The following is an 18,477-nucleotide window of genomic DNA, read 5'->3' as shown; positions in this document are numbered from 1 at the left end:
ATGCGTTCATGATCACGCGCAGACACCATGGCGTCCTGCTCGCCGCGTCCCTTCTGCTGACGGGATGCGGCGGCGGGGCCGTGGCCTCGCCGGGCCACCCATCCGGCGCGGCCGCGCCCGGGACGACCTCCCCGGCCGTACCGGTCCCCGAGCCCTCCTCGGCGACGACCGCCGAGTCCGCCCCGAGCGGCCTGCCCGGACTGGGACCCAAGACGCTGGCCGCGATACCCGCCTCGACCCGGCAGGCCGTCGTCGTCACCGGCAGAGGGAGGAACTCCCCGCTCTCCACGGTCGTCCTGTACGGCCGCACCGCCACCGGCTGGCGGGCCGAGGCGACATGGCCCGCGCACAACGCCCTGCGCGGCTGGAGCGACCACCACATGGCCGGCGACCTGCGCTCACCCATCGGCGTCTACGGCCTCACCGACGCGGGCGGCCTGCGCGCCGACCCGGGCACCCGGCTGCCGTACCACCACTCCTGGGGCTTCACCTCACCCGGCACCGGCTTCGAGGGGGAGTCCCTCGCGGGCTCCTTCGACTATGTCGTCGCCATCAACTACAACCGCCAGCCCGGCACTTCGCCCCTCGACTGGACCCGTCCGCTCGGGGCGAAGCGAGGCGGCGGCGTCTGGATCCACGTGGACCACGGCGGCCCCACCCACGGCTGCGTCAGCATCGCCGAGCGGCACATGAAGGAGCTGCTGCGCGCCCTCGACCCCGGCCGCCACCCCGTCGTCGTCATGGGCGACGCGGACGCCCTCGCCCGCTGAGCGCCTAGGATTCCGCCGCGTGTGCGCACATGTGCTGGTCGCCGAGGACGATGAGATGCAGGCCGAACTCATCCGCCGCTCCCTGCTGGCCGAGGGACACACGGCCACCGTCGTGCACGACGGTGCGGCGGCGCTGGACGCCGCCCGGCGGCTGAGACCCGACCTCGTCGTCCTCGACCTGATGCTGCCCGTGGTCGACGGCTTCGGCGTGTGCCGGGTGCTGCGCGGATCGGACCCCGACGGCGACGGCATCCCGGTGCTGATGCTGACCGCGCGCTCCGAGGAGGACGACGTCCTGCTCGGCCTGGAACTGGGTGCGGACGACTACATGACCAAGCCCTACAGTCCGCGCGAGCTGATGGCCCGGATCCGCACGGTGCTGCGGCGCAGCGGGCGCTCGGCGAGCGTGCGCGAGGATCCCGTGATCCGCGCGGCCGGGCTCGCCGTCGACCCGGAGCGGCACGAGGTGCGCTGCGACGGCGAGCCGGTGGAGTGCACCCCGGCCGAGTTCCAGATCCTGCTGGCCATGGCCGGCGAGCCGGAACGGGTCTTCACCCGGCGGCAGTTGCTGCAGGCCACCCGCGGCTTCGACCGGTCCTCCACCGAACGCGCCGTCGACGTGCACATCATGAACCTGCGCAAGAAGATCGAGGCCGACCCGCGCCGGCCGGTCCGGCTGCTGACGGTGTTCGGGGTGGGCTACAAGCTCAGCGGCGGTCGGCCGTGAAGCGCCGCATACCGCTGCGCAAACGCCTGCTGGTGCGGCTGCTGTCAGCCTCCGCCCTCATCGCGGTCTGCTCGGTGGCGGCCACGACCTGGCTGGCGGTGGAAACCACCACACGCGCCCTGCGCGAGGAACAGGGCCAGGACCTCGCCGACGACATGAAGATCCTGGCCGAGCTCAGCGGGTACGCGGCCACCCATCCGCAGTGGAAAGGCGTGCAGCCCCTCGTCGACCGCCTCGCCACCCGCACGGGGCGGCGCATCGCCCTGACCACCACCGACCGCGCCCCCATCGCCGACTCAGCGCGCAAGGGCACCGCACTGCCGCTCGGCGCCGCCGCCACCGTCGACCCCCTGCACACCGACACCTACACCCAGACCGGCGCACAGCTCAGGGGCGTCGACCCGCGGGCCGTGGGACCGTACCGGCTCACGGCCCGCGAACGCGCCGAACTGGACGCGACGACCCGCAAACTCCGCCTCTGCTTCACCCGGTACGGCATCGACACCAAGCTCGTGCACATCCCCAGCGGCCGGGCGGTGCTGCTCGACCAGGACGGCAAGGACGCCTCCCAGACCCTGCCCGACGAGTGCGGCTACGCTCTGAACACACCCGTGCGGACCGAGCGCAAGGCCCTGGACGCGCTGAGCGACGCCTCCCTCGCCTGTCTGCGCGCACACGGCTGGGGAAAGGGCTCACGGCTGTACCTGTTCATCAACGCGACCGGCAGGGACCCGCTGAGCCGCTACGTCATCGGCAAGTACGCCAAGGCGGGCGACACGACGGACCTGAAGACCGCACAGGGCCTGTACCGACGACGCCCTGCGCGCCCAACTCGACCCCTACGTCGCCCCCGTGGCCGACCTGTACCTGGGCGGCGACGAGACGGCCCCGCCCCGCTTCGACATGTCCCCGGCCAACAAGGCCAAGATCGTCGGTGTCGTCGGTCTGGTCCTCGCCGTCACCGTCGCGGTCACGGCCGTCGTCGCCACCCGGCTGGTGCGCCCGCTGCGAGCGCTCACGGCGGCCGCCCAGCAGCCCCCGGAGCTGCATGTGCGGGTCCCGGTGACGACCCGGGACGAGACCGGCATCCTGGCGGAGGCCTTCAACGACCTCACCGAGCGCCGGGAACGCCTGGAGGAACAGCGCAAGGCCATGGTCAGCGACATCGCGCACGAACTGCGCAGCCCGCTCACCAACATCCGCGGCTGGCTGGAGGTCACCCGGGACGGCGTCGTCGACCCCGATCCCGCCCTGCTCGGCTCCCTGCACGAGGAGTCGCTGGTGCTCCAGCGCATCATCGACGATCTGCAGGACCTCGCCGCCGCCGACGCGGGCACCCTGCGCCTGCACCGGGAGCCGGTGCGCGCCGCGGAACTCCTCGACCAGGTCGTCGCCGCCCACCGCGTCGCGGCCGTCACCGCGGACGTCGAGGTGCGCACCGACGTGGACGGCGATCCGTGGCTGGACGCCGACCCGGTGCGCATGCGGCAGGTGCTCGGCAACCTGGTGTCCAACGCCCTGCGGCACACCCCGGCGGGCGGCACGGTCAGGGTGGCCGCCCGCCGCGACGGCGACGACGCCGTCTTCACCGTCACGGACACCGGCAGCGGTATCGCCGCCGAGGATCTGCCGCATGTGTTCGAGCGGTTCTGGCGCGCGGAGAAGTCGCGGAGCAGACGCACCGGAGGCAGCGGCCTCGGTCTGCCGATTGTCCGCCACCTGATCGCCGCGCACGGCGGAACGGCCACGGCGCAGAGCGAACCCGGCAGGGGAGCGACGTTCACCCTCCGCCTGCCGGGTACCGGTATGGCCGGACGCTGATCGCGCCCCTGGTCAGCCGTTGCGCGCGGCCGTCCGCCGACGCCTGCGCTGCAGGGCGCGCCGTTCGTTCTCGCCGGTGCCGCCCCACACACCCAGGATCTCACCGTGCTCCAGCGCCCACTCCAGGCACTGCTCCTGCACCGGGCAGCGGGCGCACACCGCCTTGGCCTGTGTGGTCTGCATCAACGCGGGGCCGGAGGTGCCGATCGGGAAGAACAGCTCGGGGTCCTCGTTACGGCACGCGGCCTGGTCTCGCCAGTAGTCCATGAAAAAGTCACCTGCGATCGAAAGTCATCGTGCCCTCGCGAATGGCTTACTCGCTTTCGGGTCACCTGTCGATGCGCATGTGAAACGAAGGAAGTTGCAGAGAAACGGTGTTCATTGCTCCCGGATGCCCCACGGCGAGCCGTAGGCCGTGAGCAGATCCAGGAACGGGCGGGCCGGGAACGCCTCCGGACCGAGGACGCCGGAGCCCGACCAGGCGCCGCCGGCGAGGAGTTCGAGGGCGACGACCGGGTTCACGGCCGTCTGCCAGACGACGGCCTGGCTGCCGTACTCCTTCATGGACCACTGGTTGTCGACCACGTGGTAGATGTACACCTCGCGCGGCGCCCCGTCCTTGGTGCCCCGGACCCAGGTGCCCGCGCAGGTCTTGCCGTGCATCCGCTCGCCGAGCGTCGCCGGGTCCGGCAGGCACGCGGCGACGACGTCCCGGGGCGAGACCGCCACCGGTCCGGCCGGGCTCGGCACGGTCACTGGCGCGGTGCTGTCCAGGCCCAGCAGGTGCAGCGTCCTGAGCGTGTCGATGAACTCCTTGCCCAGGCCGTACTTGAAGGTCACGCGGCCGGCGTCGACCCAGCGCGGGACCAGCAGCACCTCCTCGTGCTCCACGTTCACGCACTCGACGGGGCCGATGCCCTCGGGGAAGTCGAAGACCTCCGGCTCGCTGAACGGCTCCGTGGTGAACCAGCCGCGCCCGGCCTCGTAGACGACCGGCGGGTTGAGGCACTCCTCGATCGTGGTCCAGATGCTGAACGACGGGGCGAAGCCGTAGCCGTCGACCGTGAGGTTCGCGCCGTCGCGGACCCCGATCTCCTCGATCTCGTCGAAGAGTTCGTCGGCGGCGTAGCGCGCGAAGACGTCGGACAGTCCGGGCTCCACGCCCATGCCCACCAGGGCCAGCGCGCCCGCCTTCTCCCACTCCCCGGCCAGCGCGAACTGGTCGTCGCCGAGCTTGACCCCGCACTCGGCGTACGGCTGCTCGGGGTGCGGGTGGGACAGCGACATCGCCATGTCGACATACGTGGCGTCGGCGGCGCGGGCCGCCCGGAACAGCGGCATCACGAACCGCGGGTCGGTGGCGTTGAGCAGCACGTCACAGCCGTGCCGGCGCAGCAGCCCGGTCACCGCCGCCTCGTCGCTCGCGTCGACCTGGGCCGCGGCGAACCGGTCGTCGCCGACCGCGGCCACGGCCGCCTCGGCGCGCGCCGGGTCGAAGTCGGCCACGACCATCGCGTCGAAGAAGCGGCGGCGGGCCGCGATCCGGGTGATGGCGGTGCCGACGCCGCCGGCGCCCACGAGCAGTACACGCATGACAAGCACTCCCTGTCGATCGGGGTCGAAGAAGGAGGGGCCCCGCCGCAGATACAACGCCCGGCCCTCACGTAAGGTCAATGGCGTTGGCATAAGACCGGGGAGTGAAGGGGAGCGGCGATGCCGAAGGCCGTGGTGCCCGAGGAGAAGCGGCGCAGGCGGCGGCCCACGAAGAGCGGCACCGTTCTGTCGGAGCGGCTGATCGTGGAGACGGCGCTGCGGATGCTGCGCGAGCACGGCAGCGCGGGCCTGACGGCCCGCCGCCTGGGGCTGGCCCTGGATGCCGACCCGAGCACGCTCTACCGGTACTTCCGCGGCATGGACGACCTCACGCTCGCCATCGGCGACGCCCTCATCGGGCAGGCCCTCGACGGGTGGCGGCCGACGGGGCGGTGGCGGCCGGACCTGCGCGCCGTCGGCCTGCGCATCCACGCCGTCTACGTCGCCCACCCGCAGGCGGCCGTGCTGACCACCAGCCGGGTCACCGGCCGGGCCAACGAACTGGCCGCCGACGAGACCGTGCTGGACATCCTGCGCACCGCGGGCTTCCCGCTCGCCGACACCGTGCGCGTCTACCACGCCTTCATCGACCAGACCCTGGCCTTCGCCGCCCTCGACGCCGCCTCCCTGACTTTGCCGAGCGCCGCGCTGCGCGCCGACGAGAACATGTGGCGCTCCACCTATGCCCGCCTGCCCGCCACGACCCATCCCCGGATCGCCGAGGCCGCCCCGCTGCTGAGCGCGCGGATGGTCGACAGCGCCTATCCGACGGCCCTTGAGATGCTGCTGGACAGTGCCGCCGCGCGGCTGGAGGCGCTGCGGGCGGAGGTCACGCGCGCAGTGCCTGCGCCGCCGCACGAGTGACCGCCTCGGCCACCGTGGCCAGCGCGGGGGAGTCGAGTTTCCACTGCTGCCAGTACAGGGGCACGTCGAGCCAGCGTCCCGGCGCGAAGTCCACGAGGCGTCCGGCGCGCAGCAGCGGTTCGGCCTGCACCTCGGGCACCAGGCCCCAGCCCAGGCCCGCCGCCACCGACTCGGCGAACCCCTCCGAGGTGGGCACGAAGTGCCGGACCCGGCTCGCCCTCCCCGTGCCCCGCCGCAGCCGGCGGACGAAGGCGTCCTGCAGGTCGTCGCTGCGGTCGAAGGCCACCGTGGGCGCGACGGCGAGCACGTCCCGCAGCGGGCCGTCGAGGTGTTCGCGGGCGAAGTCCGGCCGGGCCACGGGCAGATAGCGCATCCGGCCGAGGGCGCGCACCGAACATCCGGTGACCGCCTCGGGGGAGGAGGTGACCGCCGCCATCACCAGCCCCTCGCGCAGCAGGGACGCGGTGCGCGTCTCGTCCTCGCGGCGCAGCTCGAAGCAGAGCGGCGGCTCGTGCCGTACCCGGGTGAGCGCCGGCAGCAGCCAGGTGGCCAGGGAGTCGGCGTTCACGGCGATCGACACCCGGGTCGGCTCGCCCGCCTCGTTCATGCCCAGCTCGGCCCGGGCGTCACGCTCCAGCCGGGCCAGCTGCCGGGCGAACCGCACCACGACCTCGCCCGACTCCGTCGGCCGCACCGGTTTGGTGCGCATCAGCAGCACGCGTCCGGTGCGCTGCTCCAGTGCCTTGACTCGCTGGCTGACCGCCGACGGCGTCACGTGCAGCGCCGAGGCGGCCGCGTCGAAGGTGCCCTCGTCCACCACCGCCAGCAGCGTGCGCACCTGGTCGAGGGGAAGCTCGGTCAGCTCCGTCTTCATGGCTGCTAATGATACGTAAGAATCCTTAGCTGTACGCCAGTAGATCGTTTCCCTAACGTCGACGTCATGACCAGCGCACTCAACGCCGCGGCCGCGGGATTCGGTACCGGCCTCTCGCTCATCGTGGCCATCGGCGCCCAGAACGCCTTCGTCCTCAGACAGGGCATCCGCCGTGACGCCGTCCTCGCCGTGGTGGGCATCTGCGCGCTGTCCGACGCCGTCCTCATCGCCCTGGGCGTGGGGGGCGTCGGCGCCGTCGTGGTGGCGTATCCGCAGGCGCTGACCGCGGTCGGCTGGATCGGCGGCGCCTTCCTGCTCTGCTACGGCGCGCTCGCCGCCCGCCGGGTGATCAGGCCGCAGGGCGCCTTGCGGACCGAGGGGGAGGCGACGGGGTCGCGCAGGCGTGCGGTGCTCACCTGCCTGGCGCTGACCTGGCTCAACCCGCACGTCTACCTCGACACCGTGTTCCTGCTCGGCTCGATCGCCGCCGACCGCGGCGCGCTGCGCTGGACCTTCGGGCTCGGCGCCGCGCTCGCCAGTGTCTGCTGGTTCGCGGCGCTCGGCTTCGGCGGCCGACTGCTCTCACGGGTGCTGGCCAAACCCTCGGCCTGGCGGGTCCTGGACGCACTCGTCGCCGCGACGATGATCGGCATCGGAGGCATGCTCGTCGTCAGGGCCTGACCGTCCGCGCGCTCGCGACCGTGTGTCCCGAACTCCCGTCCGGTGCTGCGATAGTGAACCCTGCACCCGATAGATGTAGCGAGCAACCAGGAAGCCCGTGGACACCAGCGAGAGCAGCACCGAACCGCAGACTCCGGACCCGGTCGCGGTCGACCCGCCCCGGCGCGGCTGGCGCCGCTGGGCCATGGACACCCGCCCGCTGCGCATCCCCGCCTACCGCAGGCTGTGGTCCTCCACGATCGTCACCGCGGTCGGCAGCCAGCTCACCGCGGTCGCCGTGCCCAAGCAGATCTACGACATCACCCACTCCTCGGCGTGGGTCGGCGCCGCGAGCCTCGCCGGTCTGCTCCCGCTGATCGTGTTCGCGCTGTGGGGCGGCGCCGTCGCCGACAGCATGGACCGCCGCAAGCTGCTGCTGATCACCAACACCGGTATCGCCGTCACCTCGCTGCTGTTCTGGCTCCAGGCCGTCACCGGGCTGGAATCGGTGGTCGTGCTGATGGCGCTGCTGGCGATGCAGCAGGCCTTCTGGGGACTCAACGCCCCCGCCCGCAACGCCTCCATCGCCCGGCTCGTGCCCGAGGGGCAGTTGCCCGCCGCCAACGCGCTCGGCTCGACCGTCATGCAGACCGGCCAGGTCGTCGGCCCGCTGCTCGCCGGCGTCCTGATCCCCGTCATCGGCCTGCCGGAGCTGTACCTCATCGACGCGCTCGCGCTGTGCGTCACCGTGTGGGCGGTCTACCGGCTGCCGTCGCTGCCGCCGCTCGCGGGCGCCACGACCCGGCGCGCCGGCGTGCGCGCGATCGCGGAGGGCTTCCGCTACCTCTCCCTGCACAAGGTGCTGCTGCTGTCCTTTCTCGCCGACATCATCGCGATGGTCTTCGGCATGCCTCGCGCCCTCTTCCCCCAGCTGGCCGCCGAGACCTACGGCTCCTACGGCGAGGGATTCGCCCTCGGCCTGCTGTTCGCGTCGATCCCCATCGGCGCCGTGCTCGGCGGGCTGTTCTCCGGCACCTTCTCCCGCGTCCGCCGGCACGGCGTGATGGTCATCGGCGCTGTCGTCGCCTGGGGCCTGGCGATCACCGGCTTCGGGCTGAGCGGCAACCTGTGGATCGCGGCCGTCTGTCTCGCCGTGGCCGGCGTCGCGGACATGGTCTCGATGGTCTTCCGCGGCGCGATCCTGCTGTCCGCCGCCACCGACGAGATGCGCGGCCGCATGCAGGGGGTGTTCACGGTGGTCGTGGCCGGCGGCCCGCGGCTGGCCGACGTCCTGCACGGCACCGCGGGTTCGGCCTTCGGCCCGCGCGCGGCCGTGGCCGGCGGAGGCCTGCTGGTCGTCGCGGTGATGCTGGCCCTGGCCGCCGCGGTGCCGGCGCTGCGCCGCTACCGCGTGTGAGGCGCTACAGGGCGCGGCGCCGCTGCGAGGTGTACTGCTCCATGAGCTTGCCGCGTGTCATCTCCAGCCGGTGCGCCAGGATCTCGGCCACGCTGCGCACCAGCACGATCCCCAGCTGCGGATCCTCCTCGCACAGCCGCAGCACCTCGGCCGCGTCGAACTCGTAGGCGCGCACGGGGCTGAACGCCTCGGCGCCGAAGTCCCACTCGTGCGGCGGGAACAGCCACGACCAGCCGAGCAGGTCGCCGGAGCCCAGACTGGCCACGGTCACCCGGTGCAGGGAGTTGACCCGCTGGTCGAGCGAGACCGCGCCCGAGCGGATGACCCAGAACCGGTCGGCCCGGCCCCCGGCCTCGAAGATCCGTGTGTCCTCGGGGAAGGACACCTCCTTGGCGAGTGCCATCAGGCGCCCGCGTTGGGGCGGGGGAAGGGCGGTCAGCAGTTTGATGGCTTTGGTCATGGGGCGGGGCTCCTCGCCGGCCGGGGTCCGGTGTCTGCCTCTGCCCATTTCAGCCGCTCGGGGCGGCGAGAGCACCTCGGCGGACGGCGGCTTTTCGCGCCGATCCGCCCGAGGGCATGAAAAAGCCCTGGCTGGACGGGGGAGGCCAGCCAGGGCCGTCAGCGGTGATGGCGGAGGACGGTACGGTCCACTCCGGCACCACGTATGCATGAACGGTAAACCATTGAGGAGGGGTTCGCGTAGCGGAAACCGGGTCGAGTGACCGGTTTCACTCGCCGGGATCCGCGGCGGCCGCCACGACCCGGATCGTCTTCAGCTCGGGGTCGCTCGCGTCGGGCAGGTTCATCCCCGCCTTCAGGCCGGTCGTCAGATAGCGCACGACGGGCTCGGTGAGCCGTTCGCCCGGCAGGATCGCCGGGATGCCCGGGGGATACGGCGTGATCATCTCCGCCGTCACCCGCCCCGCGGCGGCCGAGACGGGCACGTCCTCCGTCGGGCCGAAGAACGCGTCCCGGGGCAGCACGGCCTGCGCCAGCCGGAGCTCGGCCGGTTCCGGCACCTCCACGCGCGGGGCGCGTGGCAGGTCGGGCGCGGCCTGCGCGAGGTCCTTGAGCGCGGCGAGCAGCTGTGCCGTGGTGTCCCGGTCGTCGGCATGGGTGATCTGGGCGCCGATGCGGCGGTGGTCGTTCAGGTGCATGTCCACCTGCCGGTGCTCACGCAGCCAGTCGGCCGCCTGGAAGCCGGTGATCCCCAGCCCTGTCAGGTCGATGACGCAGGGCAGCGGGTCGAAGTCGTCGGAGAGGCCCTGCCCGCAGAAGTCGTCACGGTCGTTGACGTGCATGCCGTCGATCTCCTCGACGGCGGCGCGGACCTCGGCCGCGAGTTCCAGCGCCCCGCCCATGAGCGCCCGGCCGTGCAGGACCATCTGCCGCCGCCAGCCGTCCATCCCGGCGTACAGCAGGACCGACGGACTGGTGGTGCCGAGCAGGTCCGAACGCATTTTCAGGACCTGTGGCGGAACCAGATCGCCCTGCAGATGGAAGACGGACCCCTGCTCCAGGCCGCTGCCCATCTTGTGGATGCTGGTCACACAGATGTCGGCGCCCGCGTCCATGGCCCAGGACGGCAGGGCCGGATGGAAGGGCAGGTGTGCTCCCCAGGCCTCGTCCACGACCACGGGCACGGAGCGACGGTGGCAGATCTCGGCGATCGCCTCCAGATCGGCGCAGGCGCCGTACGGCGTCGGGCTGGTGACCAGGGCGCCCTTGGCGTCGGGGTGGATCTCGAAGGCCTTCTCGTAGCTCGCGGCGGACGGCGGATGCGCGATGCGCCGCTCGGCGTCCCACCGGGGCTCCACCCAGACCGGCTCGACACCGGACAGGATCAGCCCCGACACAACCGACTTGTGGGCGTCCCGCCCGATCAGCAGCTTCTCGTGCGGACCGGCGACGGCCAGCATCGCCGCCTTGACCGACAGCGAGCTGCCGCAGGTGGTGAAGAACGTGTGGTCCGCGTGCACGGCGTCGGCCAGCAGGTGCTCGGCACGCTCCAGCACCTGTCCGCGGGTGAGGCGGTCGTCCAGCCCGCCCGAGGCCAGCAGGTCCCCGAGGAACACCGCGTCACCGAGTGCCTCGCGCACCGAGCGGTCCGCTCCCCGCGCCTGTTTGTGGCCGGGGGGCGAGAACGCGAGCTGTCCTTGCCGGTGGTAGTCGACCAGGGCTTCCAGTACGGGTGCTCGGTGGTGATCAACTGTCATGCGCACCCGGGTTCCCTCGGCCGCAGGTGCCAATCGACGGGCCGCCGGAGGAGCCCCGTCAGCTCGGCTCGTCGTGCTTACCCGGAGTGAGGATCTCGTCCAGCACCCGCACCACGGTCTCGTACGCCAGCGCCCGCACCACGGCGTCGCGGGCGGGGTCCGCGTCGGCGGCCCCGAGGTCCTCCCGCCGGTCCCGCCACGCCCGCTCCTCCTGCTCCGCGCAGGCCCGGGCGCGCTGGAGGCGACGCAGCAGTTCGTCTGAGTCCACGACATCGGTCATGGGATCCCCTGTACCCCGCTCGCGTCGCGCCATGGCCCGCATCGCGCCCCGCCCGGGAGGTTTGGCGGGCCGTATGCAGGTGAGCCGAAGTAAAGACCCGCTTCGGCAGCGTGAGAAAGCCCGGCGCGATGGCGCGCGAACCCGCTGCGACCCACGCGGACCGGCCGGGCGCTGTCGCGCCGTTCACAGATCCAGCAGTCCGTCCTCTCAGCCCACAGGGAGCCAGGCGATGTGCGACAGGCACACGACCGAACCAGCCCACGAACCGTCGGGTGCTCAGGGCTCCGGGCCGACGCGGCTGTGCAGGCCGGCCGAGGCGCGCCGGGCCGTCGAGCGGGCGGTGGCCGAGCGCTGCCGCGCCACGCACACGCAGTGCGACCCGCAGGCCCTCGGCGACGCCGTCCTCGTCGCCTCGGAACTCACGACCAACGCGATCCTGCACGGCGGCGGGGTCACGGACTTCCACGTCGACGTCGCCGGACCCTGTCTGTGCGTGTCGGTCAGCGACCGCAGCGACGAGATACCGGTCGCCAGGCCGCCCGTCGACCCGCGCGGGCGCTTCCAGGCCGGCGGCCGCGGCTGGCCCATCGTGTGCCGGCTGGCCCGCGACGTGCGGGTGTCCGAGCTGCCGGCCGGCGGGAAGTGCATCACCGCGGTGGTCGCTCTGACCTGAGCCGATCCGTGCCTGCCACATTTTTTCGAGCAGCGGAGTTTGTTCCTCCGATGGCAGGGCAGACGGAGGTTCGTGCTTCGGACCGGAGGCGCCCAGCGGGAGCGGTATGACCGCCCCGGGCCCTCGGCCGGTCCGGGTGTCGACCCTCCCGCGGTAAGTCCCTGGAACCCCTCGTTCAGGAGCGAAACCGCATGCTCATCGACACGTCGACCAGCCGTCCCGGCACGCAGATTCCCCAGAGCGCCGCCGCGCGGCGCCACGACGACGCCCCCGACACTGCGGAGCTCTTCGCCCGGCTGACCGTCCTGGAGGACGGCCCCGAGCGGGAGGCCGTACGCGACGAACTGGTCACCGCCTGGCTCCCCATGGCCCACCGCATCGCCGGCCGCTTCCGCGACCGCGGCGAGTCGGTGGAGGACCTGCGCCAGGTCGCGGCCCTCGGGCTCGTCAAGGCCATCGACCGGTTCGACCCGGAGCGCGGAGCCTTCGAGAGCTACGCCGTGCCCACCATCACCGGCGAGGTCAAGCGGCACTTCCGGGACCGGATGTGGGCGCTGCGCGTGCCCCGCCGCGTCCAGGAACTGCGCAACAAGGTCCGCGTGGCCCGCCGCGAGCTCACCCAGACGCCGGGCAGCCCCGAACCCACCGTCGCGGCCCTCGCCGCCCACACCGGGCTCACCGAGGACGAGATCAACTGCGGCCTGGAAGCCCTGGAGAGCTTCAGCACCCTTTCCCTGGACGCCGAGCTCGCCGGCGACGACGGCTACAGCCTGGCGGACACCCTGGGCGCCCCCGACGCGTCGTACGACGTCGTGGTCGACCGTGAGTCCGCCAAGGAGAGCCTGCGTCGCCTGCCCGAGCGCGAGCGCGCCATCCTCTACATGCGCTTCTTCGAGGACATGACACAAAGCCGGATCGCCGACCAGCTCGGCATCTCCCAGATGCACGTCTCACGCCTGATCAGCCGCAGCTGCGCCCGGGTCCGCGCCGAAGCCATGGGCCAGGGCGGCCGCAAGGGCGGCGGACGCGGGCCGAGCGCCGCCTGATCCCACGGAACCGAGAAGGAGCGAGAGCCATGCTGATCCCTCATCCCGCCCTTTTGCGCAAACTCGTGGAGGAGTACGAGGCACTCCTGGCCGAGGAGGCCGAGACCGGCAATGGCTGGTCGAGTCCACGGGCGCAGGACCTGGCCTACACGCTGTGCGTGACGACCGGTACGCGTGACGTCAGACGGGCTTTGGAGACCGCCCACCGTCTCCTCGCCGCCGAGTCCCTGACACCTCCGCCACCGGCCGACCGCCGCACCCATGGCCGAGTGACACCGTCCACCGCCTGACCGGGCGGAGAGGACAGCGGGCCGCAGCCGCGCCCGTGTGCGTTTCGCACGCACACGGGCGCGGCTGCGGCCGCACGAGGACAGACGAAGGGGCGCGATGCTCCCGGGCCGGTCACCGGTCCGGGGGCCCGGGCGCACGGCCCTGGACCCGGAAGCACCGGGTCCGCGCCCCGGACGACAGGCTCCCGAGCGGCACCGGGCGTGGTCCCGCCGCGGCGGGGCATCCGGACGACGGGAGGTGCACATGAACGCGAGTGCCATGGCGCGCTCCGGCCGCATGGAGGCCGAGCGGGCGGCGCGGGGTTCGATGACGGAGGGTGCCGCACGGGCGGGGCTCACCGCACGAGGAGTGATCTATCTGCTGGTCGGGGTGATCGCCTTGCAGATCGCCTTCGGCGACACACACCGGCAGGCCGACCGCGGGGGAGCGGTCGGCGAACTGGCCCAGCAGCCGTTCGGCAAGTTCCTGCTGTGGACGCTGGGCCTCGGGCTCGTCGGAATGGCCCTGTGGCGGCTGTCCGAGGCGGTCTTCGGATCGGCGGGAGCCGACGGACGCAAGGCGCACAAGCGGCTGCTCGCCCTGGGCCGCTGCGTCTTCTACTCGTTCGTCGCCTACTCCGTGCTGTCCTTCGCGGCCGGCCCGCACGGCAGCGGCAGCGGTTCCAGCGACTCGCGGTCCCGCGACATCACCGCGCGGGTCCTGCACTGGCCCGGCGGCCAGTGGATCGTCGGCGTGGCCGGGGCCGGCGTCGTGGTGGCCGGCATATGGGTAGGAGTGCGAGCCATACGGCGCGACTACCGGCGCAAGCTCAAGCAGGCCCGAATGCCCCGCTGGGCGACCAGGCTGGTCGACATCACCGGCGTCGCCGGCGGCACCGCCCGCGGGCTCGTCTTCGCCGTCGCCGGAGGCTTCGCCGTGCGCGCGGCCGTCGACTACCGCCCGGACCGGGCCAAGGGGCTCGACGACACCCTGCGCTCCTTCGCCCACACCCCGCTCGGGCCGTGGCTGCTGGTCTGCGTCGCGGCGGGGTTCGTCCTCTTCGGAGTGTTCTCGTTCGCACTCGCCCGCTGGCAGCGGGTCTGACGCGGGCGAGACGGGGCACACGCACGAAATGAACGAATCCGAGTTCTCACCCGAGCACCGGCCCGTCGACATGTACCTCGGACTCCTGCGCAACCGGATGGACACGGACGACTATCTGCAACTGCTCGACCTGGTCGAACCCGTCCTGCGGGCCATCGACCAGGAGCAGCTGCCCGCGCTGGACTTCGCGCTCGACGGCGACCAGGCCGACGGCCTGCCCCAGGAGGTCCGCGACGAGGCCGCCCTGGTCATCGCCGCGGCGGTCACCGGCAGGCTGGACAACGAGGTCGTGGAGATCCAGCTGGAGGACACCGGCCCCGTCCGGGTGGTCACCGACGCGGACACCGCCGCGGACCCGGTACGGCTCGGCGAGATAGCCGACTTCATCCGGGAACGGCACCGTCAGAACGAGGAACTGCGCGGCATCGCCGAGGTCAGCGGTCTGCCCACCGACTTCTGAGCGGCGCTCACCGCCTGGGCGCCGCCACGGGCACCTTCAGCGGCCGGGCCAGGCCCACCACGGCCTCGTCCAGCCGCTGAAGATGCCTGAGCACCCGGTCGGTGATCCGCCCGTACCGCGAGACGCCCGGCAGTTCGGACTCCACCAGGGAGGCGATGCTCGCGCCCGTCTCCACCTGCGCCGGGGACCGCTCGTCCGCGGCACGCGCGGCGATCGCCGCGATGTTGTCCAGGATGCGCTGCCCTGCCCGGCGCAGCCGCGGGTCCGCCGCGATGGAGGGATGCGTGGGCAGCAGTTCGGCCATCGCGGCCAGGGAACGCGCGTGGTACGCGCAGGTCTCCAGCAGGGCGACGACGTAACGGGCGGTGTTGCGCCGGGTCCGCAGCGGCGTGACCGGATGCGTCAGCGGCTGGGTGGCCGCCCGCAGTTCGGACAGCGCCTGGTCCAGATCACGCGCCCGGTCCAGCAGTTCGTGCGGCGGCCCGCCGCTGAGCTGGTCGATCGCCGCCTCGGTGACCTCGGCGAGCCGGTCCAGCACCGTTCCGAGCAAGTCGTTCGTACGGCGGTCGGTGTTCACCGGCAGCACGAACGCGGCGGCGATGATCCCGCAGGCCGCCCCGAGCGCCGTCTCCTCCACCCGCAGCACCAGCACCGACAGGCTGTAGGTGTGCAGCAGCGTGTACAGCACGCCGAGGGCCGCCGTGACGAAGAACGACATCAGCGTGTACGACAGCGGTGCCGTGTAGAACATCGCGAACACGCACAGCAGCACCAGCCCGAACGCCGTCCAGGTGTGATGGCCGACGAGACCCGCGAGGAGCAGTCCGGCCACGACGCCGAGCACCGTGCCCAGCAGCCGCCGGTAGCCCTTGACCAGGATCTCGCCCGTCGAGGCGGTGTTGATGAACACGATCCAGCAGGTCAGCACCGCCCAGTACCAGCGCTGCGCGGACAGGAACTCGCCGCCCACGATCGCCAGGGACGAGCCCACCGCGACCTGCACGGCGGCCCGCGTGGTGGGCCGTTGCCACCCCGTGGCGGGGGCCTCGGCGGCCTCCTCACCGGCGTCGATCGCCGCGTCCTCGGCGTCCAGCTCCTCACGGGAGCGGGCCGTCGACGGCGAGTCGTCCGACTCGTCCCGCGCCCCGCCGAGCGCGATCCGCAGCCCCAGCACCGCCCGCGCCGCCTCGCCGACGCCGCGGAAGACGTCCTGCACGGCGGGCGAGGCCTTCGGCAGGTTCTCCTCGTCCCGGTAGCCCAGCAGCCGGTTGCGCACCTGCGCCAGGCCGGCTCCCGTGTCGGCCGAGACGGGACGCAGCACCAGCATGCGCAGCGCCTGAAGGTCCCGGCGCAGTGTGGCGGTCGCCTCCTCCCGGACCGGCAGATGGCCGCCCTCCGGCACGGGCGCACCGGGCAGATGCAGAGTGAGGGTGTCCGCCCGCTCGGCACTGCGCGCGGTCAGCAGCAGCAGGCCCAGGCGCTCGGCGGCGATCTCGGCGTCCGCGACGCGCCGCTGCACCAGCCGGGCCACGGCCTCGTCCTCGGTGCCGTCCTCCAGCCGGCCCTGGATCATCATGGCCGTCTCGTGCAGCCGCGCGGTCCCGTCACGGACGTGGGCGAGGGCCCCGTCGATCTCCTCGGGACCGGCGTCGAGGAGCTCCAGCTGTGCGGTGACCAGCTGTGCCAGCCGGGCCCGGAAGGCCTCGCGCAGCCGTGCCAGGATGCCCGCGGGTGTCTCGGGCACGAGTGCGAACCGCACCAGGGCGCTGCTCGCGAACGCCACCGCGACCACCCCGTACAGCTGCGGCAGGGCGGAGACGGTGGCGCCGACGAACAGGGACATGAAGTAGACCTGGAAGCCGATCAGCCCGAGCGCGGTGCCGCGGTCGCCGAACCGGCGGGCGTAGACGGCGCAGAAGATCAGCGCGACGAAGACGACGTCGCCGCCCACCCGGGAGTTCAGGACCGCCGCCAGCGTCAGTGAGGCCAGGGCCACGGGAAGGCCCAGCGCCAGGGTCACGGCCTGCCGCGACCGCTGCTTCTCCCGGATGGCGAAGGTGGAGACCATCGCCGCGATGGCGCCGGCCACGAGATGGCGTACGTCGGTCCCCAGCAGGCCGAGCACGGCGAGCGTGAGGGCGATGGCCCCCACCGTCCGCAGGCCGGCGGCAAGGCGCAGCAGACCCGGGTCGTTGGCAGCGACGAGATCGCGCAGACGCGCCCGGACCGACCCCACCGCTGCCCTCACGCCGCCGTACTCACTCCCGCTTCACATCAAGATCCGTATCCAGCATGACACGGCTCGCCGGGAAGGCCGGCACCCGCCCTCAGATCCGGTCGTCACGCGTCCCCTCGACCTGGGCCCGCACCTGCTCCGGGCTCAGATAGGCGTCGGTGTACTCGAAGTCCTTGAGCTTGGCGGGCCTTCGGGCCTGGAAGCCGGTGCGGACGAAGTCGTCGCCCGCGACGGCGTTGAGCGTCCAGTTCGTCGCCACGCGGACCTTCGCCACATTGGTGCGCAGCGCCGCCCAGTGGTAACCGCGGGCCGCGAACTGGGCGGGCAGACCGTGCAGTTCGATGCCGAGCGGCTTGGCGACGGCGTCCGTGCCGCCGAGATCGACCACGAGACCGAGGTCCTTGTGGTGGTACGGCTGCATCTGCCCGCCCCGCAGGGTCGCGATGATGTTGTCGGCGACCTGCGGGCCCTGCCGCATGGCGTGCTGGGCGGTGGGCGGGCAGATCGCGTCGTCGCCCTGGGCGAGGTCGGGCACCGCGGCGGAGTCGCCGAGCGCGAAGACCCCGTCCTGGCCCGGCAGGGTCATCTCCGCGGAGACCACGAGGCGCCCGCGCATCGTTTCGGCGCCGAGCGTGGCGATGAGCGGGCTCGCGACGACACCCGCGGTCCAGATCAACGTCCGCGTCGGCACCACCCGGCCGTCGGTGAAGGTGACCTCCTCGGGACCGGCCTTCGCGATGGAGACACCCAGGGACACATCGATGCCGCGCCGGGCCAGGATCTTCTGGGCGCTGCGGCCCAGCTTGTCGCCCAGCTCGGGCATCAGCTTCGGCGCGATGTCGATCAGATGCCACTTGATCAGGGACGGGTCGATGCGCGGATAGCGCTTGACGGCCGCGTGGGTCAGCTTCTGCAGACAGGCCGCGGTCTCGGTGCCGGCGTACCCGCCGCCGACGACCACGAACTGCAGCCGGGCGGCGCGCTCGGCCGGGTCCTGGCTGGCGTCGGCCAGGTCCAGCTGCGAGATGACGTGGTCGCGGATGTAGGCCGCCTCGGCGAGGGTCTTCATGCCGAAGGCGTTGTCCGTAAGCCCCGGGATGTCGAAGGTGCGGGTGATGCTTCCGGGCGCCAGCACGATGTAGTCGTACGGCTCGTTGACGATCTGGTCGGTGATGGTGCGGATGACGCACACCTTCGCCTTCAGGTCGACGCCGATCGCCCCGCCCGGGATGATCCGGGTGCGGTACCGCTTGCTGCGGCGCAGGGAGACGGCGATCGACTGGGGCGTCAGCACCCCGGAGGCGACCTGGGGGAGCAGAGGCAGATAGAGCTGGTAGGCGAAGGGCGTCACCAAGGTGACGTCGGCCTCGTCGGGCGCGAGCTTGCGTTCCAGACGGCGGACGCACTCCACACCGGCGAAACCTGCGCCGACCACCAGGATCCTGGGTCGTGTCACGGTTCTTCAT

18 protein-coding genes and 1 pseudogene are annotated in these 18,477 nt (G+C 72.3%); 11 read left to right on the top strand and 8 right to left on the bottom strand.

All coding sequences use genetic code 11. The features are described from left to right. The first annotated feature begins 8 nt into the window (after positions 1–8). The 3 genes and pseudogenes from LN251_RS31330 to LN251_RS31320 all read left to right on the top strand — a co-directional run bounded on the left by LN251_RS31330 (position 9) and on the right by LN251_RS31320 (position 3,318). Positions 9–770, top strand: a complete 762-nt coding sequence (locus LN251_RS31330; RefSeq protein WP_458247524.1) for a L,D-transpeptidase family protein — start codon at positions 9–11, stop codon at positions 768–770. A gap of 19 nt (positions 771–789) precedes the next feature. Further along, complete coding sequence (locus LN251_RS31325; protein WP_403954251.1) at positions 790–1,497, top strand: response regulator transcription factor; 708 nt, start codon at positions 790–792, stop codon at positions 1,495–1,497. Then, a pseudogene (locus tag LN251_RS31320) lies at positions 1,494–3,318 on the top strand (HAMP domain-containing sensor histidine kinase). Before LN251_RS31325 ends, LN251_RS31320 begins: the two are co-directional and overlap by 4 nt. A gap of 12 nt (positions 3,319–3,330) precedes the next feature. Here LN251_RS31320 and LN251_RS31315 read toward each other — a convergent pair. Further along, positions 3,331–3,585, bottom strand: a complete 255-nt coding sequence (locus LN251_RS31315) for a WhiB family transcriptional regulator (protein WP_458247523.1) — start codon at positions 3,583–3,585, stop codon at positions 3,331–3,333. Positions 3,586–3,696: 111 nt separating this feature from the next. Then, positions 3,697–4,911 carry a saccharopine dehydrogenase C-terminal domain-containing protein gene (locus tag LN251_RS31310; protein ID WP_458247522.1) on the bottom strand — a complete coding sequence of 405 codons (1,215 nt, stop codon included), beginning with the start codon at positions 4,909–4,911 and terminating at the stop codon, positions 3,697–3,699. A gap of 120 nt (positions 4,912–5,031) precedes the next feature. Between LN251_RS31310 and LN251_RS31305 the strand changes: the two genes are divergently transcribed. Further along, positions 5,032–5,775, top strand: a complete 744-nt coding sequence (locus LN251_RS31305) for a TetR/AcrR family transcriptional regulator (RefSeq protein ID WP_458247521.1) — start codon at positions 5,032–5,034, stop codon at positions 5,773–5,775. Here the strand turns inward: LN251_RS31305 and LN251_RS31300 are convergent. Then, complete coding sequence (locus tag LN251_RS31300; protein WP_458247520.1) at positions 5,741–6,649, bottom strand: LysR family transcriptional regulator ArgP; 909 nt, start codon at positions 6,647–6,649, stop codon at positions 5,741–5,743. The two genes, LN251_RS31305 and LN251_RS31300, sit on opposite strands and share 35 nt — an antisense overlap. 66 nt (positions 6,650–6,715) lie before the next feature. Here LN251_RS31300 and LN251_RS31295 point away from each other — a divergent pair, with 66 nt between their 5' ends. Then, on the top strand, positions 6,716–7,330 hold the full coding sequence (locus LN251_RS31295) for a LysE/ArgO family amino acid transporter (protein ID WP_458247519.1): 615 nt from the start codon (positions 6,716–6,718) through the stop codon (positions 7,328–7,330). A 97-nt stretch (positions 7,331–7,427) separates the two neighbouring features. Then, positions 7,428–8,726 (top strand): MFS transporter, encoded by a 1,299-nt coding sequence (locus LN251_RS31290; protein WP_458247518.1) that lies wholly within the window; start codon positions 7,428–7,430, stop codon positions 8,724–8,726. Between the two features lie 4 nt (positions 8,727–8,730). Here the strand turns inward: LN251_RS31290 and LN251_RS31285 are convergent, their stop codons facing one another. The 3 genes from LN251_RS31285 to LN251_RS31275 all read right to left on the bottom strand — a co-directional run bounded on the left by LN251_RS31285 (position 8,731) and on the right by LN251_RS31275 (position 11,222). Further along, on the bottom strand, positions 8,731–9,186 hold the full coding sequence (locus LN251_RS31285; protein WP_058927331.1) for a cyclic nucleotide-binding domain-containing protein: 456 nt from the start codon (positions 9,184–9,186) through the stop codon (positions 8,731–8,733). Positions 9,187–9,454: 268 nt separating this feature from the next. Then, a complete protein-coding gene (locus LN251_RS31280; RefSeq protein ID WP_458247517.1) occupies positions 9,455–10,942 on the bottom strand; it encodes an aminotransferase class I/II-fold pyridoxal phosphate-dependent enzyme in 1,488 nt (495 codons plus the stop codon). A gap of 58 nt (positions 10,943–11,000) precedes the next feature. Continuing rightward, complete coding sequence (locus LN251_RS31275; protein WP_458247516.1) at positions 11,001–11,222, bottom strand: hypothetical protein; 222 nt, start codon at positions 11,220–11,222, stop codon at positions 11,001–11,003. 229 nt (positions 11,223–11,451) lie between these two features. Between LN251_RS31275 and LN251_RS31270 the strand changes: the two genes are divergently transcribed. The 5 genes from LN251_RS31270 (at position 11,452) to LN251_RS31250 (ending at position 14,775) form a co-directional block, all read left to right on the top strand. Beyond that, positions 11,452–11,895, top strand: a complete 444-nt coding sequence (locus LN251_RS31270) for an ATP-binding protein (protein ID WP_458247515.1) — start codon at positions 11,452–11,454, stop codon at positions 11,893–11,895. A gap of 191 nt (positions 11,896–12,086) precedes the next feature. Continuing rightward, entirely contained in the window at positions 12,087–12,941 is an 855-nt protein-coding gene (locus LN251_RS31265; RefSeq protein ID WP_458247514.1) for a SigB/SigF/SigG family RNA polymerase sigma factor, read from the top strand. Between the two features lie 29 nt (positions 12,942–12,970). Beyond that, positions 12,971–13,231 (top strand): DUF5133 domain-containing protein, encoded by a 261-nt coding sequence (locus LN251_RS31260; protein WP_458247513.1) that lies wholly within the window; start codon positions 12,971–12,973, stop codon positions 13,229–13,231. A 244-nt stretch (positions 13,232–13,475) separates the two neighbouring features. Beyond that, complete coding sequence (locus LN251_RS31255; RefSeq protein ID WP_458247512.1) at positions 13,476–14,315, top strand: DUF1206 domain-containing protein; 840 nt, start codon at positions 13,476–13,478, stop codon at positions 14,313–14,315. 28 nt (positions 14,316–14,343) lie between these two features. Beyond that, positions 14,344–14,775, top strand: a complete 432-nt coding sequence (locus LN251_RS31250; RefSeq protein WP_058927338.1) for a hypothetical protein — start codon at positions 14,344–14,346, stop codon at positions 14,773–14,775. Positions 14,776–14,782: 7 nt separating this feature from the next. Here the strand turns inward: LN251_RS31250 and LN251_RS31245 are convergent, their stop codons facing one another. Both LN251_RS31245 and LN251_RS31240 read right to left on the bottom strand, forming a co-directional pair. Further along, a complete protein-coding gene (locus LN251_RS31245) occupies positions 14,783–17,023 on the bottom strand; it encodes an FUSC family protein (RefSeq protein ID WP_458247511.1) in 2,241 nt (746 codons plus the stop codon). A 79-nt stretch (positions 17,024–17,102) separates the two neighbouring features. Continuing rightward, positions 17,103–18,467, bottom strand: a complete 1,365-nt coding sequence (locus LN251_RS31240) for an NAD(P)/FAD-dependent oxidoreductase (RefSeq protein ID WP_458247510.1) — start codon at positions 18,465–18,467, stop codon at positions 17,103–17,105. Between the last annotated feature and the right edge of the window lie 10 nt (positions 18,468–18,477).

The sequence above is a fragment of the Streptomyces sp. MAI_2237 genome (genome assembly GCF_054189285.1).
This window is presented reverse-complemented; position numbering and strand designations above follow the sequence as displayed.

Coding starts and splice junctions, on each gene's coding strand:
- LN251_RS31300 (WP_458247520.1), bottom strand. CDS start 6,649: ATGAAGACGGAGCTGACCGAGCTTCCCCTCGACCAGGTGCGCACGCTG.
- LN251_RS31275 (WP_458247516.1), bottom strand. CDS start 11,222: ATGACCGATGTCGTGGACTCAGACGAACTGCTGCGTCGCCTCCAGCGC.
- LN251_RS31270 (WP_458247515.1), top strand. CDS start 11,452: ATGTGCGACAGGCACACGACCGAACCAGCCCACGAACCGTCGGGTGCT.
- LN251_RS31285 (WP_058927331.1), bottom strand. CDS start 9,186: ATGACCAAAGCCATCAAACTGCTGACCGCCCTTCCCCCGCCCCAACGC.
- LN251_RS31330 (WP_458247524.1), top strand. CDS start 9: ATGATCACGCGCAGACACCATGGCGTCCTGCTCGCCGCGTCCCTTCTG.
- LN251_RS31315 (WP_458247523.1), bottom strand. CDS start 3,585: ATGGACTACTGGCGAGACCAGGCCGCGTGCCGTAACGAGGACCCCGAG.
- LN251_RS31295 (WP_458247519.1), top strand. CDS start 6,716: ATGACCAGCGCACTCAACGCCGCGGCCGCGGGATTCGGTACCGGCCTC.
- LN251_RS31265 (WP_458247514.1), top strand. CDS start 12,087: ATGCTCATCGACACGTCGACCAGCCGTCCCGGCACGCAGATTCCCCAG.
- LN251_RS31310 (WP_458247522.1), bottom strand. CDS start 4,911: ATGCGTGTACTGCTCGTGGGCGCCGGCGGCGTCGGCACCGCCATCACC.
- LN251_RS31305 (WP_458247521.1), top strand. CDS start 5,032: ATGCCGAAGGCCGTGGTGCCCGAGGAGAAGCGGCGCAGGCGGCGGCCC.
- LN251_RS31255 (WP_458247512.1), top strand. CDS start 13,476: ATGAACGCGAGTGCCATGGCGCGCTCCGGCCGCATGGAGGCCGAGCGG.
- LN251_RS31280 (WP_458247517.1), bottom strand. CDS start 10,942: ATGACAGTTGATCACCACCGAGCACCCGTACTGGAAGCCCTGGTCGAC.
- LN251_RS31250 (WP_058927338.1), top strand. CDS start 14,344: ATGAACGAATCCGAGTTCTCACCCGAGCACCGGCCCGTCGACATGTAC.
- LN251_RS31260 (WP_458247513.1), top strand. CDS start 12,971: ATGCTGATCCCTCATCCCGCCCTTTTGCGCAAACTCGTGGAGGAGTAC.